Origin of the sequence: Streptomyces sp. GbtcB6, from assembly GCF_019091475.1 — a bacterium.
Classification (GTDB): Bacteria; Actinomycetota; Actinomycetes; order Streptomycetales; family Streptomycetaceae; genus Streptomyces; species Streptomyces hyaluromycini.
The window spans coordinates 133,971-158,580 of the sequence record NZ_JAGXJL010000013.1 but is presented as its reverse complement, the minus strand read 5'-3'; the positions used below and the strand labels follow the sequence as shown (position 1 = coordinate 158,580).

Annotated in this window: 21 protein-coding genes; 8 read left to right on the top strand and 13 right to left on the bottom strand. The window is 71.9% G+C overall.

Going from position 1 to position 24,610, the window contains the following annotated elements:
• Nucleotides 1–2: 2 nt before the first annotated feature.
• Nucleotides 3–2,627, bottom strand: coding sequence for a YfhO family protein (locus tag KVT45_RS23190; RefSeq protein ID WP_217550434.1), 2,625 nt, complete (start codon nucleotides 2,625–2,627; stop codon nucleotides 3–5).
• A gap of 196 nt (nucleotides 2,628–2,823) precedes the next feature.
• On the bottom strand, nucleotides 2,824–3,747 hold the full coding sequence (locus KVT45_RS23185) for a DMT family transporter (RefSeq protein ID WP_217550432.1): 924 nt from the start codon (nucleotides 3,745–3,747) through the stop codon (nucleotides 2,824–2,826).
• 81 nt (nucleotides 3,748–3,828) lie between these two features.
• Here KVT45_RS23185 and KVT45_RS23180 point away from each other — a divergent pair, with 81 nt between their 5' ends.
• From KVT45_RS23180 to KVT45_RS23170, 3 genes are all read left to right on the top strand, one after another.
• Entirely contained in the window at nucleotides 3,829–4,737 is a 909-nt protein-coding gene (locus KVT45_RS23180; RefSeq protein WP_217550429.1) for a LysR family transcriptional regulator, read from the top strand.
• Nucleotides 4,738–4,815: 78 nt separating this feature from the next.
• The gene (locus KVT45_RS23175; protein WP_217550427.1) at nucleotides 4,816–5,802 is read left to right on the top strand and encodes a phosphotransferase family protein; all 987 of its coding nucleotides are present in this window, start codon (nucleotides 4,816–4,818) and stop codon (nucleotides 5,800–5,802) included.
• 95 nt (nucleotides 5,803–5,897) lie between these two features.
• Nucleotides 5,898–6,332, top strand: coding sequence for a carboxymuconolactone decarboxylase family protein (locus tag KVT45_RS23170; protein ID WP_217550425.1), 435 nt, complete (start codon nucleotides 5,898–5,900; stop codon nucleotides 6,330–6,332).
• On the opposite strand, the gene KVT45_RS23165 is transcribed toward KVT45_RS23170, so the two are convergent.
• On the bottom strand, nucleotides 6,319–8,805 hold the full coding sequence (locus KVT45_RS23165) for an alpha-L-arabinofuranosidase C-terminal domain-containing protein (RefSeq protein WP_217550423.1): 2,487 nt from the start codon (nucleotides 8,803–8,805) through the stop codon (nucleotides 6,319–6,321). The two genes, KVT45_RS23170 and KVT45_RS23165, sit on opposite strands and share 14 nt — an antisense overlap.
• Nucleotides 8,806–8,980: 175 nt before the next feature.
• On the opposite strand from KVT45_RS23165, the gene KVT45_RS23160 reads away from it, so the two are divergent.
• Nucleotides 8,981–9,424: a DUF6314 family protein gene (locus tag KVT45_RS23160; protein ID WP_217550421.1), complete on the top strand. Its 444-nt coding sequence runs from the start codon at nucleotides 8,981–8,983 to the stop codon at nucleotides 9,422–9,424.
• A gap of 105 nt (nucleotides 9,425–9,529) precedes the next feature.
• Here KVT45_RS23160 and KVT45_RS23155 read toward each other — a convergent pair whose 3' ends face one another.
• The 3 genes from KVT45_RS23155 to KVT45_RS23145 all read right to left on the bottom strand — a co-directional run bounded on the left by KVT45_RS23155 (nucleotide 9,530) and on the right by KVT45_RS23145 (nucleotide 12,174).
• Entirely contained in the window at nucleotides 9,530–10,123 is a 594-nt protein-coding gene (locus KVT45_RS23155) for a histidine phosphatase family protein (RefSeq protein ID WP_217550420.1), read from the bottom strand.
• Between the two features lie 116 nt (nucleotides 10,124–10,239).
• Entirely contained in the window at nucleotides 10,240–10,686 is a 447-nt protein-coding gene (locus KVT45_RS23150; protein ID WP_217550418.1) for a GNAT family N-acetyltransferase, read from the bottom strand.
• 42 nt (nucleotides 10,687–10,728) lie between these two features.
• A complete protein-coding gene (locus KVT45_RS23145; protein WP_217550416.1) occupies nucleotides 10,729–12,174 on the bottom strand; it encodes a PLP-dependent aminotransferase family protein in 1,446 nt (481 codons plus the stop codon).
• On the opposite strand from KVT45_RS23145, the gene KVT45_RS23140 reads away from it, so the two are divergent.
• Complete coding sequence (locus KVT45_RS23140; RefSeq protein WP_217550414.1) at nucleotides 12,173–13,135, top strand: DMT family transporter; 963 nt, start codon at nucleotides 12,173–12,175, stop codon at nucleotides 13,133–13,135. The genes KVT45_RS23145 and KVT45_RS23140 overlap by 2 nt on opposite strands.
• Nucleotides 13,136–13,148: 13 nt before the next feature.
• Entirely contained in the window at nucleotides 13,149–13,349 is a 201-nt protein-coding gene (locus tag KVT45_RS23135) for a DUF1918 domain-containing protein (protein ID WP_217550412.1), read from the top strand.
• Between the two features lie 37 nt (nucleotides 13,350–13,386).
• On the opposite strand, the gene KVT45_RS23130 is transcribed toward KVT45_RS23135, so the two are convergent.
• Nucleotides 13,387–14,634, bottom strand: coding sequence for a glycoside hydrolase family 10 protein (locus KVT45_RS23130; protein ID WP_217550410.1), 1,248 nt, complete (start codon nucleotides 14,632–14,634; stop codon nucleotides 13,387–13,389).
• Between the two features lie 171 nt (nucleotides 14,635–14,805).
• On the opposite strand from KVT45_RS23130, the gene KVT45_RS23125 reads away from it, so the two are divergent.
• Nucleotides 14,806–15,666: a 3-hydroxybutyryl-CoA dehydrogenase gene (locus KVT45_RS23125; RefSeq protein ID WP_217550408.1), complete on the top strand. Its 861-nt coding sequence runs from the start codon at nucleotides 14,806–14,808 to the stop codon at nucleotides 15,664–15,666.
• 207 nt (nucleotides 15,667–15,873) lie between these two features.
• On the top strand, nucleotides 15,874–16,131 hold the full coding sequence (locus KVT45_RS23120; protein ID WP_189264734.1) for a hypothetical protein: 258 nt from the start codon (nucleotides 15,874–15,876) through the stop codon (nucleotides 16,129–16,131).
• On the opposite strand, the gene KVT45_RS23115 is transcribed toward KVT45_RS23120, so the two are convergent.
• From KVT45_RS23115 to KVT45_RS23090, 6 genes are all read right to left on the bottom strand, one after another.
• Nucleotides 16,128–16,664, bottom strand: a complete 537-nt coding sequence (locus tag KVT45_RS23115; RefSeq protein WP_217550406.1) for an NUDIX hydrolase — start codon at nucleotides 16,662–16,664, stop codon at nucleotides 16,128–16,130. The genes KVT45_RS23120 and KVT45_RS23115 overlap by 4 nt on opposite strands.
• 65 nt (nucleotides 16,665–16,729) lie before the next feature.
• Nucleotides 16,730–18,070 (bottom strand): transcriptional regulator, encoded by a 1,341-nt coding sequence (locus tag KVT45_RS23110; protein WP_217550404.1) that lies wholly within the window; start codon nucleotides 18,068–18,070, stop codon nucleotides 16,730–16,732.
• A 211-nt stretch (nucleotides 18,071–18,281) separates the two neighbouring features.
• On the bottom strand, nucleotides 18,282–19,409 hold the full coding sequence (locus KVT45_RS23105; protein WP_217550402.1) for a PP2C family protein-serine/threonine phosphatase: 1,128 nt from the start codon (nucleotides 19,407–19,409) through the stop codon (nucleotides 18,282–18,284).
• A 267-nt stretch (nucleotides 19,410–19,676) separates the two neighbouring features.
• The gene (gene pheT / locus KVT45_RS23100; protein ID WP_217550400.1) at nucleotides 19,677–22,190 is read right to left on the bottom strand and encodes a phenylalanine--tRNA ligase subunit beta; all 2,514 of its coding nucleotides are present in this window, start codon (nucleotides 22,188–22,190) and stop codon (nucleotides 19,677–19,679) included.
• Nucleotides 22,190–23,311 carry a phenylalanine--tRNA ligase subunit alpha gene (pheS, locus tag KVT45_RS23095; protein ID WP_217550398.1) on the bottom strand — a complete coding sequence of 374 codons (1,122 nt, stop codon included), beginning with the start codon at nucleotides 23,309–23,311 and terminating at the stop codon, nucleotides 22,190–22,192. Before pheS ends, pheT begins: the two co-directional genes overlap by 1 nt.
• Nucleotides 23,312–23,436: 125 nt before the next feature.
• Complete coding sequence (locus KVT45_RS23090) at nucleotides 23,437–24,573, bottom strand: ATP-binding protein (protein WP_217550397.1); 1,137 nt, start codon at nucleotides 24,571–24,573, stop codon at nucleotides 23,437–23,439.
• Nucleotides 24,574–24,610: the final 37 nt, after the last annotated feature.

Sequence of the window (24,610 nt, the reverse complement as noted above, 5' to 3'; positions counted from 1 at the left end):
GGTCAGTGAGCGGTGGTCGTGCGCTCGCCGGAGCGGACGGCGGTTCTGCGGCGTACGGCCGAGACGGTGCCGATGAGGATCAGGACCAGCAGCGAGGCGCCGCCGACGGCGGTGCCCAGGCGCAGACCGGGCGGGTGGAAGGTGCAGGTCAGGCTGGTGGCGGAGGCGCCCAGCGGGACGGCGATCAGGCCGTGGAACTCGCCCGCCGCGGCCTCGTGACCGCCGGCGGAGCAGCGCCAGCCGGCGATCCGCGGGGCGGCCACGACGGCGGTCCCCCTGCTGCCGGCGGGCAGTTCGGCGTGCAGGGTGCCGTCGGAGACGGTGACCTTGGTCGCGCCGGTGGACTTCAGGTGCTGTACGGCGGTGCGCAGTCGCGCGGTGTCGAGGCAGCCGACCGCGCCCTGCGCCGGGACGCGGCTGAGCCGGTTGGGCTGGAGGTCGATCCGGACCTGTCCCGCGGCGCGTACCGTGCCGAGCGGCTGCATCGCGGCGATCTTCGTGTTCTCGGCGTCGGACCGGTACAGCTTCTGCGCGCCGCCACCGACGAGTTGGGCGGTACCGGAGTAGTGCGGTGCCCACAGGAAGACCGAACTCCCGGGCCGGCACTGCGCGGTGATCGTCCGCTCCCCGCCGACCAGCAGTCCCCGCGCCGCGCCGCCCTTGCGCGCGCCGCTGAGGGTGGTGCGGGGCAGGGTGTAGACGCGGGCGCCGAGCAGGAGTTCCTGGTTGCGGTACGGGGACGGGCCGAAGGCGGCGGGGGTGGAGTGCGCGGCGGTGGGCCGTACCGTCACCAGCGGCGGGACGTCCTCGCGGGTGACGGTGGCCGGGCCGCCGCTCTGGGGCAGCCACTTCTGGTGCGGATCCGGCGGGTTGTGCACCCGGGCGCCCACCGAGAAGACGGCGTCGGTGACCGGGTTGTCGAGGCTCTGCAGGCTGCGGCCGCGCGAGGTCCAGCCGTCGCCGAGCGCGGTGAGGGTACGGCTGAGGACGTCGGCGGTGAGGCTGCTGTAGTACTGGGCGCCCTGGCCGCCGACCATCATGGGGTCGTTGGCGACGGTCTGGTCACGGCCGGGTTCGGTGCGGTACGCGGGCCAGTTGTCGGCGCTCGCGACCGCGTCCGCCTCCTGCTGCTGGCGGTCGCCCCAGGGCGCGTAGTCGTCCATCTGGCCGAGCCGCATCCGGGTGGCCACGGCCGAGGTGGCGGCGGCCTCGCCGAACTGCGCGCCGATCAGCAGCGCCACGGCCAGGCCGGCCAGCACCGGCCTGCCGTTGCCGAGGCCGAGCAGCACGAGCCCGCCGAGCGCGCCCGCGACCGCGAGCAGCACCACCGGCCAGGTGTGGTGGCTGTGCTGCTGGGTGAGGGTGCTGCGGCTCGCGGCGGCGGCGATCAGGACCAGCAGCACGGCGGCCGCGCCGAGTGCCCGCCGGTCCGGCAGCCCGTGGGCGAGTGCCTGCCAGGCGGCGATGACCAGCAGGGCGCAGAGCACGAAGGCCTGCCGGTAGGAGCTGCCGTTCGGGGCGGCGAAGGCGTGCCAGGCCAGGCTGGTCGGCGCCCACTGCAACGACAGGGCCACCGCGAGCACCAGGACCGTCCAGCCGGCCCGCACCCGGACCGGGACCTTCCGGTGGAATGGCAGGGCGAGGGCGAGCACCAGCGCGGTGACGCCGACGTAGAGGGCCGGGGAGCTGTAGCTGTAGGTGGTCGGGAGTAACCGGGCGAGCAGGTCCTCGGTGCCGACCGGGGCGAAGTGGCCCTCGCGGCCCGGGTAGGCGTGCTTGGTGCCGGAGTACACGACGATCACCAGCGGCGCGGCCAGGCCGATGCCCAGTCCGACGGTCACCGCGGCCCGGCCCGCCACCGCCAGGGCGCGCCGCCACGGCAGTTCGGCGAGGACCAGCCGGAGCAGCAGCACCAGGGCGGCGCCGAGGGTGGCCATGTAGGCGGTGTAGAAGTTGGCGATCCAGGCGAGCGCCACGATCGTCACCCCGAGCAGCGGGCGCCGGCCGGCCATGGCCCACTCGCCGACCAGGCACAGCAGCGGCAGTGCGATCAGGCCGTCGAGCCACATCGGGTTGTAGGAGGCGAGGGCGAGGCTCCAGCCGCACAGGGCGTAGGAGGCGCCCAGCACGCCGGCCGCCCACCAGCGGCCCCGGCGCAGGCTCATCAGCAGCCAGGCCATGGCGGCGCCGGCGGCGGCCGTCTTCAGCACGGTGATCGCGTACACCGCGAGGTCGATCTCGTCGCGCGGGAAGAGGGCGACAAGGAGCGCGAACGGACTGCTCACATAGGTGCCGAGGTCCGGCAGGAAGCTGGAGCCGTAGCCGGACTGCCAGTTGACGAGGAGGCCGCCGTCGGCCCTGCCGTGCAGCAGGTCCCACAGGTGGGCGTGGAAGGGCACGTACTGGTTGCCGAGGTCGTTGACGCTGCGGGTGCGGGACCCGAACGGGTAGCTGCGGGCGATCACGTCGGCGGCACAGAACGCCACGGTGGCGAGAAGGGCCGCGAACAGCGCGGCGGCCGCTCTCGGATCAACGCTCCGCCATTTCACGGGCCCGGTTTCCCGTTCCTCTTCGCCCCCTGCCGGTTTCGCCCCCTGTTCGCGCCCGGCCAGGGTGGTGCGATTCATTCTGTGCGGCCCCCAGATAAAAAACGGGGGCGTTACTCCCCGCAGGTCGGTGCTTCGCCGACTTAGACGGGGTGAGGTTCCTGATGGTTGTGCCACGCCTGTGAAGTAATAAGCAGAATTCCGAATCCGTGTGCGCTATCGGAAAGAATTCGCGACTTCGGAGAGAACAGAAGATTTCCGGAAAATGATTCGCAGGTTAACGAGCCGGTGTGGAACCCGTACCTGCACCAGGGCGGACCGCATCGCGGACCGCCGCCGGGGCGGGCCGGCGATGGGCCCGTTCGACGGCCTGGCCCCAGTACGTCCCCGTGACGATCAGCGCGGCCCCCAGGACGGAGAGCCCGGTGAGCCGCTCGCCGCCGAGGCCGGTGCCGACCAGCAGGGCCCACACCGGTTCGGTGCCCAGCAGCAGTCCGGCCCGGGTCGCCGAGGTGCGCTGGACCGCCCAGGTCTGGGCGAGGAAGGCGAACAGGCCGCAGAAGAGGGCCAGATAGAGGAGCTGGGCCCAGGTGGTGGCACCGGTCCGGGCGAGCGCCGGCAGCCCGGGGGCCGCGGGCAGCAGGAACAGGGCGGTGCCCACGGCACACTGCACGGCGGTCAGCTGCAGCGGGCGCAGGGCCCGGCCCGTGGTCACCCGGCCGACCAGCACCACATGACCCGCGCGGACCACGGCCGCCGCGAGCATCAGCAGATCACCGGCACCGGGGGCGCGGAGCCCGTTGCCGGAGACGAGCAGTCCGACACCCGCCATGCACACCCCGGCGGCGAGGAAGAACCTTCCCGGCAGACCGACCCGGTCCAGGACGGGGGTGAGGACGAGGGTGAGACTGATGATCAGGCCCGCGTTCCCGGCGCTGGTGTGGGCGACGCCGTACGTCTCCAGGGCGAGGACGGCGGCCTGGGTGAGGCCGAGCAGACAGCCATAGGCCTTCTCGTCCCGGGTGAGGCCGCCGAACCGGCGCAGCACGGCGGCGCACGCGAGCGCGGCGACGGCGTACCGCAGGAAGAGCACGGTCGGGACGGGGAGGGCGTCCGTGGCGGTCTTGGCCGTCAGGTAGCTGGAGCCCCAGACGACGGCGACGGCCAGGAGCACCAGGTCGATGCGGCGGGTGGTCGGCATGCCGTTCACGATCCACGGCCTGCATGTTGAAGTAAACGACGACCTTCTCAACCAACCCTTTAGCGAAGCTACACTCACATCGTGGACGAACGGCAGCTGCGGGTCCTGCGGGAGCTGGGCGAACTGGGCAGTGTCACGGCGGTCGCCGAGGCGCTGCGGGTGACGCCCTCGGCGATCTCGCAGCAACTGCGCCTGCTCCAGCGCTCGATCCCGGTGCCGCTCACCGAGCGGGCCGGCCGCCGGCTGGTCCTCACGCCGGCCGGGCAGGCCCTGGCGGACGCGGCGATCGGCGTGGAGACGGCGCTGGCGCGGGCCCGCCACACCATCGACGCGTACGTCGACGAACCCGACGGCACGGTGTCGCTGGCGGCCTTCCACAGCGGGGCCGCCGCGTTCTTCCCCCTGCTGCTACGACGGCTGGGCGGGCCGGGATCCCCCCGGCTCGCCCTGCACGACGAGGACGTGGCCCAGGCCGACTTCCCGCCCCTGACCCGCGGCTACGACCTGGTCCTGGCCCACCGCCTGGACCACGCCCCGCCCTGGCCACGGACCGCCACGGCCACCCCGCTGCTGCGCGAACCGCTCGACATCGCCCTGCCGGCCGGCCACCCGCTGGCCGCGCGGCCCGCCCTGACCGCGCAGGACGTCGCCGGGCAGCCCTGGATCACCGTGCACGACGGTTTTCCGCTGCTGGCCACGGTCGAGGCCATCGCGGCGGCGGCCGGGCGCGGAGTCGACATCGTCCATCGCGTCAACGAGATCGCCGTGGTCGCCGAGGTGGTCGCGGCGGGCGGCGGAGTCGCCCTGATGCCCCGCTGGACGTCCCGCCCGCACCCGGGCGTCACCCTCAGGCCGCTCAGCGGTATCGAGGCCCACCGCCACATCGATGTACTCCACCGCCCCGAGCGCACGGCCCGCAGGGCGGTGCGCACCGTTCTAGGCGAACTCCTGGAGGCCGCGGAGGTCGTCCGAAGCCGGGGTCACGGCTGACCCGGATCCCGTATCTTCGGGAGCGCTCCCCCGCACCGCACGCACGCATCGCACCGCCGGACGAGAGCGAGTCGCCGCATGCAGAGCCTGACCAAGCGCCGGTTGTCCGCCGCCGGGCTCGACACCCTCCTCCGGGAGGCGACGGGCGTCGGATGCCGGCTGGAGACGGAGCTGACCGACGGCTGGTTCAACACCGCCTACCGGGTCCGTCTCGACGACGGACGCGCGGCGGTGGTGAAGCTCGCGCCGCCCGCCGAGGCCCCCGTGCTGCGGTACGAGCGCGGGATCATGGGCACCGAGGCCATGGTCTACCGGCGCCTGGCCGGCCTGCCCGACGGCGCGGTGCCGACCCCCGAACTGCTGTACCGGGGAGAGGACTTCCTCGCCGTCTCCGTGCTGGAGGGCACCCCCTGGGACAAGGCGGCCGAGCGTCTCCCGGCCGCCACCGCCTCGGCGCTGCGCCGCGAACTGGGCGCCATCACAGCCCGGTTGCACACCCTGACCTCCGAGGACGGCCGGTTCGGCTATCCGGCGCCCGAGGCGGAGCTGTCCGCCGCCGACTGGCGCACCGCCTTCACCGCCATGGTGGACGCCGTGCTGGAGGACGCGGCCCGCTGGGGCTCCGACCTCGGGGTGCCCGCCGCCGGGATACGGACCCTGGTGGCCGAGGGCGGCCCGGCACTCGACCAGGTCACCGAGCCCAGGCTCGTCCACTTCGACCTGTGGCCGGGCAACATCTTCGTCGACGGCCGCGCGGGCGCCCCCCGGATCACGGGCCTCATCGACCACGAACGGGCCTTCTGGGGCGACCCGGCCGCCGAACTGGTCTCCCTGGAGTTCGGCGGGGACATCGGCCCGGACAGCGACCTGGTCGCCGGGTACCGCGCGGCGGGCGGCCGCCTCGACCTCTCCCCCGCCCTGCGCCATCGCCTGGCCCTGTACGGCCTCTACCTGGGCCTGATCCTCATCGTGGAGTGCGGCCCCCGCGGCTACGACGGGGACCATGCCGGCTGGACCCGGCGCTACCTGGCCGAACGGGTCGCCGCACTGCGCGCGCTGGGGTGACCCCGGCGCCGGCTTGACCTGGAGCACACTCCAACTCCTAGCGTTCTCGTCATGACCGGCGGACAGCCGCTCCCGAGGAGAACGGAAGAGCTGACATGAGCGACAGCACCACCCGTGAAGAGCGTTTCGCCCGCGGTCTGGCGGTCCTGCGGAAGGTCGACGGCGAGGCCGGGCAGCGGGTCATCGACTCGCTCGCCGACATCAGCCCCGAACTGGGCCACCAGATCGTCTCCTGGGGTTTCGGCGAGATCTACGCCCGGCCCGAACTCGCGCCGCGCGACCGCCAGTTGGTGACCCTGGGCATGCTCACCGCGCTGGGCGGCTGCGAGCCCCAGCTGGAGGTGCACGTCAACGCGGCCCTCAACGTGGGCCTCACCCCGGAGCAGATAGTCGAGGCCCTGATGCACGCGGCCGGGTACTGCGGCTTCCCCAAGGCGCTCAACGCGACCTTCGTCGCCAAGAAGGTCTTCGCGGAGCGCGGGCTGCTGCCGGTCGGGCAGCGGCCCGCGCCGGACGCTACTTCTGCCTGATCCGCAGGAAGGTGACCGAGTTCGCCGGGAAGGTGTAGGTGAACCGGTCGGCGACGCCGGTGAAGGTGGACGTGACCGGGGCGACCGCGGTGGACGTCTCGGTGTTCACCGCGTCGGGCGCCGCCGCCAGCGTGGTGACCTTGGCCTTCTTGGCCACCTTGGCGCCGCCGAGGTCGACGGCCGTACGGGCCGCCGCGGACTGGGCGTTGACGACCTTGACGATCAGGTCGCCGGTCTTCTTGTCCTCGGTGACGACCTGCCGGAACGGCTCGGCCGGCTTGTCGTCGGTGAAGCTGCCCCACTCCTGGCCGTCGAGCAGGAGGGTGACCTGTCGGCCCCGCACCTTGATGTCGACGTCGTAGGCCCGGCCGGTGTCGACCGACCCGGGCTTGGCGATGAGCGTCGACTTGCCGCCGTCGACGGCCTGTTCGACCGCGGTCTGGGTGTTGTTCCAGCCGCCGATGTTCCACCAGTAGTAGTTGCCGGTGTCCTTGACACCGAAGGCGACGAGGAAGCCCTCCTTGCCGGACTTCTTGGTCGCCTTCACGTGCAGGTCGTAGTCGTGCCAGGACGGGTCGCCGGCCTGGACCATGGTGTTCTCGGCGGTGTCGGAGGTCTCGACGTACTGCCCGTCCTGGACCGCCCAGCTGCCGCCGCCGGTGTGCGTCCACTGGGCGGCGTCACCGGAGAAGTCGTCGGTGAGCAGCGTGTTCCCGTCGGCGCCGGTCACCTTGACGTCGTCGTAGGCGGCGCTGGTGTTCCAGGTGGACAGGCCGACGGCGCCGGTGATCGGGGCGAGCAGGGAGGGGGTGCCGGTGGCCGTGGAGGGCACGACCCGGTCGCCGACGTTGTTCATGAACAGCTTCTGGACCTCGTAGTTCGCCGAGCCCCAGGAGGCGTGGTTGTTGAACCAGACCAGGTCCGGGCGCCACTGGACGTAGTCCTCGTTGGCGAACAGCGGGGCGTAGGAGGCGAGTTCGACGACGTCCGCGTTGCGTTCGAGGCCGGTCATGTAGGCGGCCTCGGCGAGGCCGTTCTTGAAGGTGTTGCCGCCGGAGGCGTACTCGCCGACGAAGACCTTCGGCCCGCTCCGGTCGTAGGAGTCGTAGCGGTCGTTGTTCTGCAGGAACCACTGCGGGCTGTTGTAGTAGTGCTCGTCGACCATGTCGACCTTGGCGTCCTTGTTGAGCTGCCAGGCCGCGTCGAAGGTCGTACCGGAGTCGTCCGGGCCGGAGTTGGAGATGACCTGCATGTACGGGTACTCCGCCTGGACAGCCGTCCGGAACTGGGTGAAGCGGGCGAAGAACGCGGCGGGCAGGTTCTCCTCGTTGCCGACCTCGATGTGCGTGAGGTGGAAGGGCTTCGGGTGCCCCATCTCGGCGCGCAGCCTGCCCCACTTCGAGGTCACCGGGCCGTTGGCGAACTCGATGAGGTCGAGGGTGTCCTGGATGTGCCGCTTGAGCAGCGCGTCGTCGTCGACGGCCTGGTTCTGGCCGCAGCCGGTCACCAGGGCCGGGACGACGGGCAGCGGCATGGCGCCGATGTCCTCGGCGAAGCGGAAGTACTCGTAGTAGCCGAGGCCGTACGACTGGTTGTAACCCCAGAAGTTGGCATTCGTGGCGCGGGTCTCGACCGGGCCGACGGTGTCCTTCCACTGGTAGGACCGCTTGCGCTGGTAGCCGGAGGCCTCGCTGTAGTCCTGCATCGAGCCGGTGTTGACCAGGCAGCCGCCGGGGAAGCGGACGAAGCCCGGGTGCAGGGCGGCGATCTTCTCGGCGAGGTCCTTGCGCAGGCCGTTGGGCTCGTGCTTGTAGGTGTCGCGCGGGAAGAGCGAGACCATGTCGAGCGCGGCGGCGTCCGCCGTGGCCACGGTGAGACGGGCGGCGGAACTGGTCCGGGTGGCGGTGAAGGTCGCCTTGTACCGGGCCCAGCCGTTCTTCTTCACGGCCACCTGGCGGGCGGTGGCGAGGGCGCCGCCGGAGTCCTGCAACGACACGGTCAGTGCCGTACGGGCCTCGGCGCGGGCCCAGACCGAGAAGTCGTACCTCTTGCCGTCCTCGACGCGGATGCCGGTGTTGTAGCCGGAGTTCGTGACGGCCGAACCGGCGGACAGGGACAGGTAGTTGCGGTTACGGGCGTTCAGCCGGCCGTCGTCGTTCACGACCCGGGCGCCGCCCGTGACCGACCAGGCGGTGAGCGGGGTGTACGACTTGTTGTCGTCGGCCGTGTACTCGAAGGACCGGTTCTGGACCAGCTCCGCGTACAGACCGCCGTCGGCGGCGCGGTTGATGTCCTCGAAGAAGACGCCGTACATCGTCTTGTCGATCTCGGCGCCCGGGGTGGCCGGGTCGACGGTGATCGAGTAGTCGGTGACGTCCTCGGCGTGGGCGGGGACCGGGAGGAGACCGGCAGCGAGAAGGAAAGCGCTTGCCCCAAGGCCGAGTCTCAGCCGGGTGCGCATGGTGCGTGACATGGATACTCCGCGGCTCGTGAGGAGAATTATGTCGTTCGAAATATCGGACAACGGTCAGCACTTCGAACGGCAAGATAGGTAAAGGGTCATGAGCGCGTCAATGGGGCGGGGGTGCCGGGCACCTCGGCCGAGGGCTGGGGGCGGCGTAGGGTTGTGGGCCGACGAAGGGACGACCGTGGGCGAGTTCTGGCCGGTGGCGGACGTACTGGCACATCTGGCCGGGCGGTGGCGGGTGGACCGGACCGTGCGGGACCTGGCGAGCGGGGACGAGGGCCGCTTCGAGGGGGCCACGGTGTTCCGGCCACTGGACGGCGGCGGCCTGCTGCACGAGGAGTCGGGGACGTTCACCTGGCAGGGCGTGGCCCGGCCCGCCGAACGCACCCTGCGCTTCCTGCCCGGCCCGCGCCCCGGCACGGCGGACGTACGCTTCGCCGACGACCGCCCCTTCCACGACCTGGACCTCACGTCGGGCCGGTACATCACCGACCATCCCTGCGTGGCCGACCTCTACCGGGGCGAGTTCACGGTCCAGGACGCCGACCACTGGCACACGCTGTGGCGGGTGGCCGGCCCGGCAAAGGACTTGGTGTTGACGACCGAGTACGCGCGCGACCGCTGAGGGACGGTTCGGCAGCGCCCCGTAAGGGGCGCGGGGAACTGCGCGACCAGCCACAACGACGCCGCAGCCAACCGACGACGCATCGCGGCCCTCCCAGCGGAGCGCCTACGTACGCGAGGCCTGAGCCGACGCCGTGTCGAAGCGCAGGTTCCAGCGGCCGCCCCGGCCCGTCACCGTGGTGGTCGAGAGCGGGCGGACATCGATGTTCCAGTAGGTCGACGGCGGCGCCTTGAGCGCGTAGACGAGGGCGGCCCGGATCACCGAGGGCTCGGCGACGGCGACGATGCGGCCGCCGTCGTCCACGGGGCGGGTGTCGAGCCAGCCGCCGACCCGGGAGATGAACGCCAGCAGCGACTCGCCGCCGTGCGGGGTGGCGCGCGGGTCGGCGAGCCAGGCGTCCACCTGGTCCGGCTCCCTGGCCATCGCCTCGCCCAGCGTCAGCCCGCGCCAGCGGCCCATGTCGCAGTCGCGCAGGGCGAGCTGGACCAGCGGCGCGTAGCCGAGGACGTCGCCGGTCGCGCGGCTGCGCGGGGTCGGCGAGCAGTAGCGCAGCTCGGCCGCCGCGAGGGGCAGCAGCTCACCGGCGACGCGCTGCACCTCGTCCCAGCCCGCCGTGTCCAGCGGGCGATCGTCCTCGAAGCGCTCCGCGAGCAGCGGTGAGCTGCGAGCGGCCGCGACGAACGTGACCCGAAGTGGCATGCGGCGATGGTGTGACGCGCATGTGCGCAGGTCAAGGGCGATCGGGCTGTGAGTTGTCGGACGTGGAGGAAATGTTACTCAGAGGTCAGGAGGTGTCCGACAAGTCGGCCGGAATGTCACTCGGGCGACGGGTAGTAGAGCGCCATCCACTGGTCCGGGTGTTCGAGCGGGGCGAATCCGAGCTTCGCGTAGACCCCGTGGGCGTCGTGGGTGGCCAGCAGCACGCGCCGCACACCGGACGGCCGCAGGTGCTCGCGGACCGCGCCGACCATCGCCGTGCCCACGCCCTTGCCGCGCACCGACGGGTCGACGTACACGTCGCAGAGCCAGGCGAACAGCGCCCCGTCGGTCACCACGCGCGCGTACGCCACCTGCTCCCCGGTGACCGTGTCGTAGACCCCGAAGTTGAGCGAGGCCGCCATCGCGCGCTCCTGCTGCTCCGACGGGCGGCCGGTCGCCCAGTAGGCGTCGGTCGACAGCCAGCGGTGGACGCGTTCGACGTCCACGCGGTCGGTGTCGGCGGAGAACTCGTAGCCCTCGGGGAGGCCGGGTGTGTCGCTCATGCGGGGATCCTCGCCGGTCGGGCCCCCGGCGTCGATCGGATTTCAGGGTCTGGGACGCAGCACCTCGTCGCACGCGGCCCGCAGCCGTCGTACCCCCTCCAGGATCTCCCCCGTCCCGGCGACCGCGGCGAAGCTCAGGCGGACGTGGGCGGCCGGGGCCTCGGCGCTGAAGTAGGGGCGGCCGGGGGTGATGGCAACGCCCGCGCGGAGGGCGGCGGCGGTCAGGGTCGCGTCGTCGGTGCCCTCGGGGAGGCGCGGCCAGAGGTGGTAGCCGCCGGAGGGGATGTACGGAAGGGCGAGTTCGGGGATGTGGTGGGCGAGGGCGCCGGTGAGCGCGGCGCGGCGGGTCTTCAGCTCGGCCGCGAGGTTGCGCAGGTGGCGGGGCCAGGCCGGGGAGCCGACGAGTTCCAGGGCGGCCTCCTGGAGCGGGCGGGGGACGAAGAAGGTGTCGACGATCTGGATGGCGCGCAGGCGTTCCAGGACCGGGCCGCGGGCGGCCAGGGCGGCCACCCGGAAGCTCGGTGAGGTGGCCTTGGTGAGCGAGCCGACGTGGACGACGACTCCGTCGGGGTCGTCGGCGGCGAGCGGGCGGGGCAGCGGGCCCGCGTCCGCGTGCACCAGCCGTCGTACGAAGTCGTCCTCGATCACGAACGCGCCGGCCTCGCGGGCGATGCGCAGCACCTCGGCGCGGCGGTCGGGGGCGAGGACCGCGCCGGTCGGGTTCTGGAAGAGGGGCTGGCAGACGAAGACCCGGGCGCCGGTGGCCCGGAAGGCGTCGGCGAGAAGGGCGGGCTTCACGCCGTCGGGGTCGACCGGGACCGGGACCGGGCGGAGGCCGGCGGCGCGGGCGATGGCGAGCATGCCGGGGTAGGTCGGCGACTCGACCAGGACCGGGGCGCCGGGCGGGGCGAGTGCGCGCAGGGCGGTGGCCAGGGCGGACTGGCCGCCGGACGCGATCAGCACCTCGGCGGCGGTGACCGCGCCGCCGATGTCCCGCGCGAACCACTCGCGCAGCTCGGGAAGGCCTTCGAGCGGCGGCCGGCCCCAGGCGCCGGGACGGCGGCCGGCCCGCGCCAGTGCCGCCGCCAGCGCGCGCTCGGGCTCCAGGGAGGCGTGCAGATAGCCGCCGCTGAGTTCCAGGACGCCGGGCGGCGGGGCGGCCAGGCACACCGTGACCCCGGAGGCGTCGACGGTGCGCGGGACCACGTCGAGGGCCCCGTCGGCGCTGAGCGCCACCTCCTGCCAGGAGGTGTCCCCGGCGGGCTCGGCCGCGGTGCGCGGCGGGGCCTTGAAGGCACCGGCGCCGGGCCGGGTGACGACCAGCCCCTCCGCGACCAGCTGGGCCAGCGCCCGGGAGACGGTCACCGGACTCACCCGGAACCGCTCGACCAGAGCCCGGCTCGACGGGAGCTTTCCACCAGGTGAGTAGCGGTCGAGGTCCCGTCGCAGCTGTTCCGCCAGTTCCAGCACACTGCTACGCTCTTGCATGAGAGCACAGAGTAGCGCTACCAGCCCGACTTCGATAGCGGTCAGCACGCCCCCGGCCGACGCCCCGGCCCCTCCCCCGGCCGACGCCTCCGCTGTCCGCTCCGCCCAGCGGCTCGGCACCCTGCAGGCCGCGCTCGGTGTCGTCGCCTTCTCCCTCACCTTCCCGGCCACGGCCTGGGGCCTGGAGGGCTTCGGGCCGTGGGCGCTGGTGGCGGTGCGCTGTGTGCTCGCGGCGGCCATGGCGGGCGGCTGCCTGCTGTTCCTGCGGGTACGACTGCCCGAGCGCCGGCACTGGGCGGGGCTGGCGGTCGTAGCGGCCGGGGTCGTCCTCGGCTTCCCGATGCTGACCACGCTCGCCCTGGAGACCTCCACCACCTCGCACGCGGCCGTCGTGGTGGGCCTGCTCCCGCTGACCACCGCCCTCTTCTCGGCCCTGCGCATGGGTATCCGCCCCTCCCGCACCTTCTGGGCGGCGGCCCTGGCGGGCGCGGCGGCCGTGCTGGCGTTCACGGTCGCGCAGAGCGGCGGGGCGCTCACGACGGCCGACGGCTACCTGTTCGCGGCGCTTGTGGTGTGCGCGGCCGGCTACACCGAGGGCGGCCGGCTGGCCCGGATCATGCCGGGCTGGCAGGTCATCGGCTGGGCGCTGGTGTTCTGTCTGCCGCTGACCGTGCCGGCCGCCGTGGTGGCGCTGTCGTACGAGCCGGTCGTCTGGAACGCGCACGGGGTGGCCGGTGTGCTGTGGGTGGCGGCGGGCTCGCAGTTCCTCGGTCTGGTGGTCTGGTACCGGGGCATGGCGGCCGTCGGCATTCCGAAGGCCAGCCAGTTGCAGTTGGCGCAGCCGCTGCTCACACTGGTGTGGTCGGTGCTGCTGCTGGGCGAGCACCTCAGCGCGGCCGCTCCACTCACGGCCGCCGCCGTGCTCGTGTGCATCGCCGTCACCCAACGATCGCGATCGTGAGGAGGCCCTGGAGATGCGTGCATCCGAGGGCGACCAGCTTGTCCAGCACGGCAGGGTGGTCGGTCAGCACGACCAGGTCTCGGAAATCGTCCAGGTACTCGGCCCCGAGGGCAATCCGCCCTACCGGGTCCGCTTCGAGGACGGCCACGAGGCCATCATGTCCCCCGGTCCCGACTGCCAGGTCAGGCACCGGGAGACCCACCGGCAGAAGTAGCCCGCGACGAGACGAGGAGATCGCCGGCCGCTCGCGGTCAGCCCGGCGGAAGCGCGGGCTGCTGGTAGTGGTCGGCGACCACCCGTGACAGGGCCCCGATCGGATCCGCGGCCACGTCCTTGGCCGCGAAGTACACATGCCCGCCGACCTGCGGGTACTGGTCGGCCAGGGTGAGGTGCCGGGACAACTCGGCCGGGTCCTGCCAGGCCGAGGGGGCGTCTGCGGCCCCTGCCTGGTAGAGCGCCTCCCCGATGTACAGCGCGGTCCCCGACCCCTTGGCCACCCCCGCCCACCAGTCGACCACCTTGGCGTAGTCCGCGGCCGAGTTGCCGATCTGCCAGTACACCTGCGGGACGATGTAGTCGATCCAGTTCTTCTGCACCCACTTCCGGGTGTCCGCGTACAGGTCGTCGTACGTCTCGACGCCCGCCTTGGTGTCCGAACCACGGGAGTCGGTGGTGGCGTTGCGCCACACCGCGAACGGGCTGACCCCGAAGCGGGTGCCGGGCCGCAGCTTCTTCACCCCGTCGGCGATCTCGGTCACCAGCTTGTCGATGTTGTCCCGCCGCCAGGCCGCCCGCGACGAGAAGTCGCCGCCGTGGGCGTCGTACGCCTCGTCGTCGTCGAAGGTCTGGCCGGCCACCGGGTACGGGTAGAAGTAGTCGTCGAAGTGGACCGCGTCCACGGGGTACTTGGCGACCGCGTCCAGGATCGCCTGCTCCACGAAGGTGCGGACGGCCGGGATGCCCGGGTTGTAGTAGAGCTTTCCGCCGTACGGCACCACCCAGTCCGGGTGCTTGCGGGCCGGGTGCGAGGCGACCAGCTTGCCCGGGTCGGTGTTGTTGGCGATCCGGTACGGGTTGAACCAGGCGTGCAGTCGCAGGCCCCGGGCGTGCGCCTCCGCGACGGCGGTGCCCAGCGGGTCCCAGCCGGGGTCCTTGCCCTGGGTGCCGGTGAGGTACTGCGACCAGGGCTCGTACGTCGAGGGCCAGAAGGCGTCGGCGGTGGGCCGCACCTGGAACATCACGGTGTTGAGCCGGTAGTGGACCGCCTTGTCGAGGAAATCGGTCAGCTCCTTGCGCTGGTCCGCTGCCGACAGCCCGGTGCGGGAGGGCCAGTCGCGGTTGGAGACTGTCGCCAGCCACATGCCGCGCATCTCGGTGGCCGCCCGGCGTGGCCGCCCCGCCGGCGCGGCCGGGGCCGGCGCGGCCGACGCGCCCGGTGCCGTCGACGCCACCAGGGACAGCGCCGCCAGCGCGAACGCCCTGCGAGACACTCGTGCCATCGTAAGACCCTCTCACTCTCCGGATCCGCTCGATCACGGATCGCCTCCGCGGCACAGGATGCCCCCACCCGGACGATCGATCATCGATACTTACGGGTAACGTGCACGAACGGAGCAGGCACCGGATCCGGAGGTCCTGCCGGCCGCCCGTAGATCAGCGAAGGGGACGATGTGACCGACATCGAGAAGGTCGGAGTCGTGGGCTGCGGCCAGATGGGAGCGGGCATCGCCGAGGTCATCGCCCGCTCCGGTCTGGACGTGCGGGTCGCCGAGACCACCGGCGAGGCCCTGGAGTTCGGCCGCACCCGGCTGTTCGGCTCCCTGGCCAAGGCCGCCGAGCGCGGCAAGATCTCCGAGGAGGAGCGGGACGCCACGCTGGCGCGGCTGAGCTTCACCACGGACCTCGGCGAGTTCGCCGACCGCGACCTGGTGATCGAGGCCGTCGTCGAGAACGAGCAGGTGAAGACGGAGATCTTCCAGGTGCTCGACCAGGTGGTGACCCGCCCGGACGCGATCCTGGCCTCCAACACCTCCTCGATCCCGCTGGTGAAGCTGGCGGTCGCCACCTCCCGCCCCGACCACGTCATCGGCATCCACTTCTTCAACCCGGCCCCGGTGCAGAAGCTGGTCGAGCTGATCCCCGCGCTCACCACCTCCGAGGGCACCATCAGCCGCGCCCAGGTCTTCGCCGAGAAGGTGCTCGGCAAGCACGCGATCCGCGCCCAGGACCGCTCCGGGTTCGTGGTCAACGCGCTGCTGGTGCCGTACCTGCTCTCCGCCATCCGGATGTTCGAGTCCGGCATCGCGGGCCGCGAGGACATCGACAACGGCATGGAGCTGGGCTGCGCCCACCCGATGGGCCCGCTGAAGCTGTCCGACCTGATCGGCCTGGACACCATCGTCTCCATCGCGAACAGCATGTACGCCGAATACAAGGAGCCGCTGTACGCCGCTCCCCCGCTGCTCCAGCGCATGGTCGAGGCGGGCCGGCTGGGCCGGAAGACCGGCTCGGGCTTCTACACCTACGGCTGAGCACACCCCGCCGGTTACAGGGAGCGATCTGCCACGGGCCCAGCACCGTCACCGGTGCCGGGCCCGCGTGTTTCACACACCGTGTGCACCACGGGCACGCATATGCCCTTCGCACACTCTCCCCACACGCTCACCAGGCGAGTTCACTCTTCATGCGCATGTAAAGGGATGCGGAACAACACCCTCGATCACGCAAAGGAGTGGACCGTGACCGCCGAACCGGAGCATCCCGTGGTCCAAGGAGAACTCGCAGAGTTACGTCGTCGCCTCGATGTGGCCTACGCCCAGGTCGAGGGAGGGCTGAACCTGCTCAGCCACCGGACCAAGGAGACCGCCAAGGAACTGGACGAGCTCAACACCCGCCTGGCCTCGCTGGAACACGCCCGCTGGCCCCTGCCCTCCATCGCCGCGCTCACCGCACTGGGCGCCCTCGTCGTCACGGTCTGGCAGGCGCTGGCCCACTAGTCGTCGGTGAGCCTCATGTGATGCAACAGGAGTAACGCGGCCGCCATGTTGGCGGCCGGGACCTCCCCGCGGGCGATCATGTCCGGGACGAGCTTGAGGGGGACCCACTCCCGGCGGTCCGATTCGAAGTCGTCCACGGGGTGTCCGACGTACTCGCCCTCGTCGGACCAGTAGATGTGGTGCCGGGCGTCGGTGAGGCCGTTGGACGGCTCCACTGTCATGAGATGGTGCAGGGTTCCCGGCCGCCAGCCGGTCTCCTCCTCCAGTTCCCTGGCGGCCGCGACGGCGATGTCCTCGCCGTCCTCGACGACTCCCGCCGCGAGTTCCCAGCCCCAGCTGTCGGTGATGAAACGGTGGCGCCACAGGAGGAGGACCTCGCCCGCCTCGTTGACCACCGTCGCCACGGCCACGGGCCGCAGCCGTATCAGGAAGTGGTCGAGGTGCCGGCCGTCCGGCAGCTCGACATCTGCGAGATTGACGCTGAACCAGCGGTTTTCATACACAGTTTGTTCGTTCTGTTTCGTCCACTGCACGGTTCTGCCACCTTCCGCCGAGTAAGTGGCAATATCGCAGCAGCGGCTCTGAAGGCCTACCGCGCCTAGAGCGGTACGCGCAGTGCGCCGTCGATCAGTTCGGCGGCCTCGGCGGTTCCCACACCGCCGCTGCGCACGAGGTGCTCGCGTACCGCGCGGAGTCTGTCGCGCAGGCGCTGGGACTCCATTCCGCGGGCCTGCTCGGCCATCTGCACGGCCGTGGCCACCGCGTTGTCGGCGTTTCCCTGGCGCAGTTCGATGGTGCTCAGCATGGCGAGCCGGTGCACCCGCCCCCGGTCGTGGGCGGGGTTGTCGACGGCGGCCGCGGCATGCTCCCGGGCGGCGGCGAGCTCGCCGAGGCTGAGCAGCGCCTCGGCCACCTGCACATTGACCAGACCGGGCTGGACATAGCCGGTCTCGTCGGGTTCGTGGCCCCGCCGGATGCGTTCGGCGGCCGTCTCGGCCCGCCGGATGCAGGACAGCGCGCTCGTGCCGTCGCCGAGGTGGGCGTACGCCTTGGCCTGCATCGCGTAGAGGTCAGAGGCGAGGGCGGGGGTGATGTGCTTGCCGGCGGTGCGCAGCGCGGCCTCCGCGAAGGCGACGGCCTGCCGGAACTCCCGCATGAACAGCGACTGGTTGACGAGCAGTGCGATGACGTAGGCGCCGAGTCCCCGGTCCCCGCTGGCCTTTGCCAGCCGCAGCGCCTGGTGGAAGTAGCGCTGGGCCAGCCCGTGCGCGTCGGAGTCGTACGCGCAGATGCCCGCGATCGCCACCAACCCGCCGGTCGCCCGGTGCAGTTGACGCCCCGTGGCATCCGTGTAGCTGCCGCGCAGCAGCGGCGCCGCCTCGGCGTTGAGGAAACCCACGATCCGGGTGCGGGTGGCCATGCCGCCGGCCTTGCGGTACATCTGCTCGTAGTGGGCCCGGGCGGCACGCAGCATCTCCAGGTCGGCCTGGGTGACCCGGTGCCGCCCGCCACGCGAGACGTCCACGTCCTCAGGCGGGTTCTCCCACTCCCACACCGGCATCACCGCGGGCGTGCCGGTGACGGCGGGGGCGCCGAGTATGTGCGGGCGCTGCTGTTCGTCGGAGCGCCACAGGGCGGTGGCCCGCTCCACGAAACCGGAGAGCGAGGTAGCGTGCGGGACGCTGGGTTCGCCGGGGACGCCGAGCCCGATGTCGTCGAGGGTGACCTGGCGGTGCAGCCGGGCGGCGAGCACCTCGCAGATCAGGTCCGGCACCTGGCCGCGCGGCCGCTGGCCCTTCAACCACCGCGCGACGGCGGTGTGTTCGTAGCGCAGCGAGAGTCCACGGGCCCGGCCCGCCTGGTTGACGTGGGCGGCGAGCCCGGCGTGCGAGATCCCCGCCTCGTCCAGGATCGCGTCGAGCAGAGAGTTGGGCTGCATGGATGCCCCCCGAGTGGCCTGGTGCCGTCAGCGTAGTGCGGTTGCGTTCACACGGGGTGTGAACGAAGTGCGCGCATCCGTAGCGTGCGCGCACTGTCGCGGAGCGTGTCGGGCCGGTTGACTTAATTGCCTCGCAAGAGGCCGGCCGGGCCGCCGGCTCCCCCTCGTACAGTGCGGTGGCCTGGCCGTTGGGTTGGCCGACGTTCGGGGGCTAGCCGTGCGTTGTCGGCTGCGGGTGCGCTGTGGTTGCTCGCGCCCGCGCGGCGGAGCCGCTGATGTCATCGCCCCGCGCCCCCAAGCAGGCGTGTTGGTGCCTGCGTTCGTTGCGTAGCACCAGGAGTGCGATGTCGTCGGTCGGGCGGCCGTTGGTGTGGTGGAGCAGGGCGGTGAAAACCGTGCGGAGGATGGTCTGAGGGGAGACCGGGTGGCTTCGCACCGCTTCCGCCAGGGCTTCCGGCAAGGAGAAGAAGCGGCCCCGGGCGTCTCTGGCGTCTTCGGCGCCGTCCGTGTACAGGACCAGGGACTCGTCGGCGTGCAGTCGGCCACAGGGCGTGGCGGTCAGGTCCGCCGGAAGCGGGAAGGGCCCGAGGGGCGGAAGCGGATCGGCCAGTGACAGGGGCTCCACTCGCGCACCGCTCAGCACGTACGGCCATGGGTGACCGCAGTTGATCGCCCGAAGCTCGCCGTCTCCCGCGATCTCCAGCAGCAGCAGCGTGACGAACTCCTCGGCCACCGGGCTGTCCGGGTCCTGGCCGCTGGACGGATGCTCGGCCCTGGCCCGTTCGCGTAGGTGTCTGGCGAGGGCGCGGTCCAGGCGGCCGAGCACACGCTCCAGTTCGGGTTCGTCGTGGGCGGCCTCGCGGAAGCTGCCGAGAACCGCGGCAACCGTACCGATCGCCGACAGTCCGTGCCCGCGTACGTCGCCCATCACGACCCGTACGCCGTGTTCGGTGGCGACGGCCTCGTAGAGGTCGCCGCCGATGCTCGCGCCCCGGTCGGCGGAGAGCTGGGCGGCGACGTTCAGCCCGGCGAGCCGGGGCGGCGGCGGCCGCAGCAGCACGCTCTGCGCGGCGCCGGCGACCATGCGGGCCTGCCGCAACTCCCGGAGCAGGGCCCGGCGGACATGCAGTATCAGCCCGGTGCCGACCGCGAAGAACACGGCGCTGGTGACGATCCGCGCGCCGAGCCCGGTCTGCTCGGCCAGCGGGCATCCGAATTTGTAGCCGACCGCGACGGCTCCCCACACCGTGGGCAGCCCCAGGGCGAGAGCACGGCGCCCGGGCCGTGCATTCGTCCGGGGCCGCCTGCTGCGGGGAACTCCGGCTTTGCTGCGGATCATGCCAATGGCCCCCATGTAGGCGCCTGACAGAACAGACGGACCGACCCCGAAAGGCCGGTCCGATTCTGTCGACGGCATGCCCCGAAAGGGCCATGTCTCGGATGGATCTCACCCAAATGAGTGACCACCACCGAGATACCCGCATTTATGCAGGTGGCAGTACATGTTTCACGCCGCGAGGGGCAGCGCCCCGTCAGGGGCGCGGGGAACTGCGCGATCAGCCACAACGAACCCGCAGCCGGCCGACAACAGTTCCCCCTACGGCGCCTAGCCCCGCAGCACCGCTCCCGTACGCTCCCCCGCCAGGGCAACCGCAGCGTCACGGGCCGCCGACGCCTCATCGACCGTCAGCGTCCGGTCACCGGCCCGGAACCTGAGCGCATACGCCAGCGACTTCTTCCCGCCGCCGAGCTGCTCGTCGTTGACATACACGTCGAACAGCCGGATGGCCTCAAGGAGTTCACCGGCACCTTCGCGCAGCGCCGCCTCGACCTCCGCCGCCGGCACCGGCTTGTCCACCACGAGGGCGACATCCTGCGTGGCCACCGGGAACGTCGAGATGCTCGGCGCCTGCGGGGTGCCGTCGCCGACCTGCTCCAGGGCGTCCAGGTCCAGCTCCATCGCGCAGGTGCGCGCGGGCAGCCCCAGGGCCTTGAGCACGCGCGGGTGCAGCTCACCGGCGTGGCCGACGACCTGCTCGGCGCCGTCGGCGACGACCACCAGCTCGGCGCACCGGCCGGGGTGCCACGGCCCGTACTGGCCCTTGCGGACGATCAGCTCGGCCCCGGCCTCACGCGCGACCGCGCGCCCCGCCTCGACCGCGTCGGCCCAGTCGGCCGGACGGCCCTTGCCCCACCAGCCGGCCTGCTCGCGGGCGCCCGCGAGGACGACGGCGACATGGCGCGGCTGCTCGGGCAGCACCGCGTTCAGCGCGGCGAGCTCCGCGTCGGTCGGGCGGCGGTCCACCGGCAGGTGACCGGCGATGCCCTGCTCCTCGCGCGGCAGGAAGACCAGGCCGGTCTCGAACAGCGCCAGGTCGTGCGCACCGCGCCCGTCGTTGCGGCGCAGCGCACCGAGCAGGCCCGGCAGCAGCGAGGTGCGGAGCGCGGGCTCCTCGTCGTTGAGCGGGTTGGTCAGCCTGACGACGCGGCGGGCCGGGTCGTCGGCGGCCAGACCGAGCTGGTCGAAGACCTGCTCGCCGACGAACGGGTAGTTCGGCGCCTCGACATAGCCGGCCCCGGCCAGCGCGCGGCCCACCCGGCGGTGCAGCCGCTGCCGGTGGGTGAGGCCACGGCCGGCCGGCGGCTTGGGCAGCGTGGAGGGCAGGTTCTCGTAGCCCTCCAGGCGGATGACCTCTTCGGCCAGATCGTTCCGTTCGAGCAGGTCGGGCCGCCAGGACGGCACGGTGACGAGCAGTTCGTCCTGCCCGTAGACGTCGCAGCCGACCTCCTGGAGGCGGCGGACGACGGTCTCCCGGCCGTACTCGACGCCCGCGACCCTGTCGGGGTGGTTCGCCGCGAGGGTGATGGTGTGCGGCGCGGACGGCGCGATGACCTCGGTGACACCGGCCTCGGCGGTGCCGCCGGCGAGCAGCACCAGCAGGTCGACCGTGCGCTGCGCGGCGGCGGCCGCGGCCTGCGGGTCGACACCGCGCTCGAAGCGGCGGGAGGCCTCGGAGGACAGCTTGTGCCGGCGGGCGGTGCGCGCGATCGCGACGGCGTCGAAGTGGGCCGCCTCGATGACCACGTCGGTCGTGGCGTTCTCCACGTCCGCGTGGTCGGCGATCTCCGTGTTGGCGCCGCCCATGACGCCCGCGAGGCCGATCGGGCCGCGGTCGTCGGTGATGACCAGGTCCTCGGCGTGCAGCTTCCGCTCGGTGCCGTCGAGGGTGACGATCTTCTCGCCCTCGGCCGCGCGGCGGACGCCGATGGTGCCCTGGACCAGGGAGCGGTCGTAGGCGTGCAGCGGCTGGCCGAGCTCCATCATCACGTAGTTGGTGACGTCGACGGCGAGCGAGATCGGGCGCATGCCGACCTTCTGCAGGCGGCGCTGCAGCCAGATCGGGGAGCGGGCCTCGGGGCTCAGCCCGGTGACGGTGCGCGCGGTGAAGCGGTCGCAGCCGAGCGGGTCGGAGACCTGGACCGGGTAGCCGAAGGCGTTCGGGCCGGGCACGTCGAGGAGCGCCGGGTCGCTCAGCGGCAGGCCGTAGGCGATGGCGGTCTCGCGGGCCACGCCGCGGATGGACAGGCAGTCGCCGCGGTTGGCGGTGACGGCGATGTCCAGGACCTCGTCGACCAGTTCCAGGAGCTCGATGGCGTCCTTGCCGACCTCGGTCTCCGGCGGCAGCACGATGATGCCGTGGGTGCCGTCGTCGCCCATGCCCAGCTCGTCGCTGGAGCAGATCATGCCGTGGGAGGTCTTGCCGTACGTCTCGCGCGCGGCGATGGCGAAGCCGCCGGGGAGCACGGCCCCCGGCAGGACGACGACGACCTTGTCGCCGACGGCGAAGTTGCGCGCGCCGCAGACGATCTCCTGGGGCTCACCGGTGCCGTTGGCGGTGCCGACGTCGACGGTGCAGAAGCGGATCGGCTTCTTGAAGCCGTCCAGCTCCTCGATGGTCAGCACCCGGCCGACGACCAGGGGGCCCTTGAGGCCGTCGCCGAGCTGCTCGACGGTCTCGACCTCCAGACCGGCCGAAATGAGCTTGGCCTGCACATCGCGGCCGGTCTCGGTGGCCGGCAGGTCGACGTACTCCCGCAGCCAGGAAAGCGGGACCCGCATCAGATCTCCATCCCGAACGGCCGGGTGAACCGGACGTCACCCTCGACCATGTCTCGCATGTCCTCGACGTTGTGGCGGAACATCAGCATCCGCTCGATGCCGAACCCGAAGGCGAAGCCGCTGTACTTCTCCGGGTCGACACCGCAGGCGTTGAGCACCCGCGGGTTGACCATGCCGCAGCCGCCCAGCTCGATCCAGCCCTCGGAGGAGCAGGTACGGCAGGGGCGGTCGGGGTTGCCGACGGACTCGCCCTTGCAGACGTAGCACAGCATGTCCATCTCGGCGCTGGGCTCGGTGAAGGGGAAGAAGTTCGGCCGCAGCCGGGTCTTCATGCCCTCGCCGAACAGCGACTGGACCATGTGGTCCAGGGTGCCCTTGAGGTCGGACATGGTCAGGCCCTCGTCGACGGCGAGCAGCTCGACCTGGTGGAAGACCGGGGTGTGGGTGGCGTCCAGCTCGTCGGTGCGGTACACGCGGCCGGGACAGATCACGTAGACCGGCAGCTCGCGGTCGAGCAGGGAGCGGATCTGGACCGGGGAGGTGTGGGTGCGCAGCACCACACCGGACTCGGTACCGCCGTCCGGGCCCTGCACGAAGAAGGTGTCCGCCTCGCCGCGGGCCGGGTGGTCCGGGCCGATGTTGAGGGCGTCGAAGTTGAACCACTCGGCCTCGACCTGCGGGCCCTCGGCGACCTCGTAGCCCATGGCCACGAAGATGTCCTCGATGCGGTCGGACAGGGTGGTCAGCGGGTGGCGGGCGCCGGCCGGGACGCGGTCGTACGGCAGCGTGAGGTCCACCGCCTCCTCGACCAGCACCCGGGCGTCGCGCTCGGCCTCCAGCTCCTCCTGGCGGCCCGCGAGGGCCTTGTTCACGGCGCCCCGGGCCTGGCCGACCAGCTTGCCGGCGGCGGCCTTGGCGTGCGGGGGCAGCGCGCCGATCTCGCGGTTGGCGAGGGCCAGCGGGGAGGCGCCGCCGGTGTGGGCGACCTTGGCCTCCTGGAGCGCGTCGAGGGAGTCCGCGGCGGCGAAGGCGGCGAACGCCTCGTCCCGCATGCGCTCGATCTCTTCCGGTTTCAACGCCTCGACCTCGACAGGGTCGTACGACTTATTCGGTGCCGACATCTCTTCCCGTGCTTCCGATTGGCTGGCGGATGGTCCCCGAGACCGTTGATGGGCCGTGAGAAGGACACAAAGGTGCCAAAGGCCGAGTCTAACGGGGTGGAGGTATACGAAGAGCCCGTGGGCCGTCAGGCGAGATACGCCGGCGCGCTCACGGGCAACGTAAATCGGAACTCGGCGCCGCCGCTGGGGGCGCGTCCGACGGTGATGGTGCCGCCGTGGGCTTCGACGATGCCCTTGACGATGTACAGCCCGAGGCCGGTGCCACCGCGCTTGCTGCCCCGCCAGAAGCGGGTGAAGACGCGGTTCATGGACTCCTCCGGGATGCCGGGCCCCTCGTCGCTCACCGTGACCGACGTACCGACGTCCTCCCCTTCGCGCGGGGACGCCGTGGCCGTGATGTCAATCGTGACGGTTCCCTCGCCGTGCCGCACGGCATTTTCGATGAGGTTGCTGAGGACCTGGTCGACCTTGTCGGGGTCGGCCCAGAGCGCGGGCAGCGGCTGCTCGACTCGGAGCAGGAAGCGGTCGGCGGGCTGCCCGGCGGCGACGTACGCCTGGATGTGCCGTCCGACGGCCGCGCCTATGTCCACCGGCTGCCGGCGCACCTCGAGCCGCCCGCTGTCGATCCTCGAGATGTCCAGCAGCTCGGCGATGAGCCGGGTGACCCGGTCGGCATCCGCGTCGACGGTCTCCAGCATCAGCCGCTTCTGGTCGTCGGTGAACCGTTCCCACTTGGCGAGCAGAGTGGCGGTGAACCCCTTGACGGAGGTCAGCGGCGAGCGCAGCTCGTGCGCGACGGTGGCGATCAGCTCGGCGTGACTGCGTTCGGTACGGCGCCGGGCTTCGGTGTCCCGCAGCGATACGACGACTCGGCGCACGGGCCCGGTCGGCTCGGCCCGCACGTACCTGGCCGACACCAGCACCTCCCGGCCGCCGGGCAGCAGGAGGTTCCGCTCGGGCTGGCCGACCCGGATGGCGAGGCCGCCGTAGGGGTCGGTGAGCTGCCACCAGCGCCGCCCCTCCAGATCCTCTAAAGGGAGGGCCTTCTCCAGGCGCCGGCCGAGGGCGTCGGCGGGGGCGGTGGCGGTGATGCGGGCGGCGGCCGCGTTGAAGCAGACGACCAGACCGTGCTCGTCGGCGATCACCAGGCCGTCGGGCAGTTCGTCGGGGTCGATGCCGAGCCCGGTGAGGTCGCCGTGCCGGGGTGCGGGTACACGGCCGGTGCCGCGGCCACCCGGCGCGTTGCTGGTGCCGACACTCATCCCCGTACTCCACCTCTCAGACGGCGCAGCAGGCCCC

What these genes read in the sequence shown, in the direction of transcription:
- KVT45_RS23190 (WP_217550434.1), bottom strand. Translation starts at nt 2,627, where the DNA reads ATGAATCGCACCACCCTGGCCGGGCGCGAACAGGGGGCGAAACCGGCA.
- KVT45_RS23185 (WP_217550432.1), bottom strand. Translation starts at nt 3,747, where the DNA reads ATGCCGACCACCCGCCGCATCGACCTGGTGCTCCTGGCCGTCGCCGTC.
- KVT45_RS23175 (WP_217550427.1), top strand. Translation starts at nt 4,816, where the DNA reads ATGCAGAGCCTGACCAAGCGCCGGTTGTCCGCCGCCGGGCTCGACACC.
- KVT45_RS23170 (WP_217550425.1), top strand. Translation starts at nt 5,898, where the DNA reads ATGAGCGACAGCACCACCCGTGAAGAGCGTTTCGCCCGCGGTCTGGCG.
- KVT45_RS23165 (WP_217550423.1), bottom strand. Translation starts at nt 8,805, where the DNA reads ATGTCACGCACCATGCGCACCCGGCTGAGACTCGGCCTTGGGGCAAGC.
- KVT45_RS23155 (WP_217550420.1), bottom strand. Translation starts at nt 10,123, where the DNA reads ATGCCACTTCGGGTCACGTTCGTCGCGGCCGCTCGCAGCTCACCGCTG.
- KVT45_RS23150 (WP_217550418.1), bottom strand. Translation starts at nt 10,686, where the DNA reads ATGAGCGACACACCCGGCCTCCCCGAGGGCTACGAGTTCTCCGCCGAC.
- KVT45_RS23140 (WP_217550414.1), top strand. Translation starts at nt 12,173, where the DNA reads ATGAGAGCACAGAGTAGCGCTACCAGCCCGACTTCGATAGCGGTCAGC.
- KVT45_RS23145 (WP_217550416.1), bottom strand. Translation starts at nt 12,174, where the DNA reads ATGCAAGAGCGTAGCAGTGTGCTGGAACTGGCGGAACAGCTGCGACGG.
- KVT45_RS23135 (WP_217550412.1), top strand. Translation starts at nt 13,149, where the DNA reads ATGCGTGCATCCGAGGGCGACCAGCTTGTCCAGCACGGCAGGGTGGTC.
- KVT45_RS23130 (WP_217550410.1), bottom strand. Translation starts at nt 14,634, where the DNA reads ATGGCACGAGTGTCTCGCAGGGCGTTCGCGCTGGCGGCGCTGTCCCTG.
- KVT45_RS23110 (WP_217550404.1), bottom strand. Translation starts at nt 18,070, where the DNA reads ATGCAGCCCAACTCTCTGCTCGACGCGATCCTGGACGAGGCGGGGATC.
- KVT45_RS23105 (WP_217550402.1), bottom strand. Translation starts at nt 19,409, where the DNA reads ATGATCCGCAGCAAAGCCGGAGTTCCCCGCAGCAGGCGGCCCCGGACG.
- pheT (WP_217550400.1), bottom strand. Translation starts at nt 22,190, where the DNA reads ATGCGGGTCCCGCTTTCCTGGCTGCGGGAGTACGTCGACCTGCCGGCC.
- pheS (WP_217550398.1), bottom strand. Translation starts at nt 23,311, where the DNA reads ATGTCGGCACCGAATAAGTCGTACGACCCTGTCGAGGTCGAGGCGTTG.
- KVT45_RS23090 (WP_217550397.1), bottom strand. Translation starts at nt 24,573, where the DNA reads ATGAGTGTCGGCACCAGCAACGCGCCGGGTGGCCGCGGCACCGGCCGT.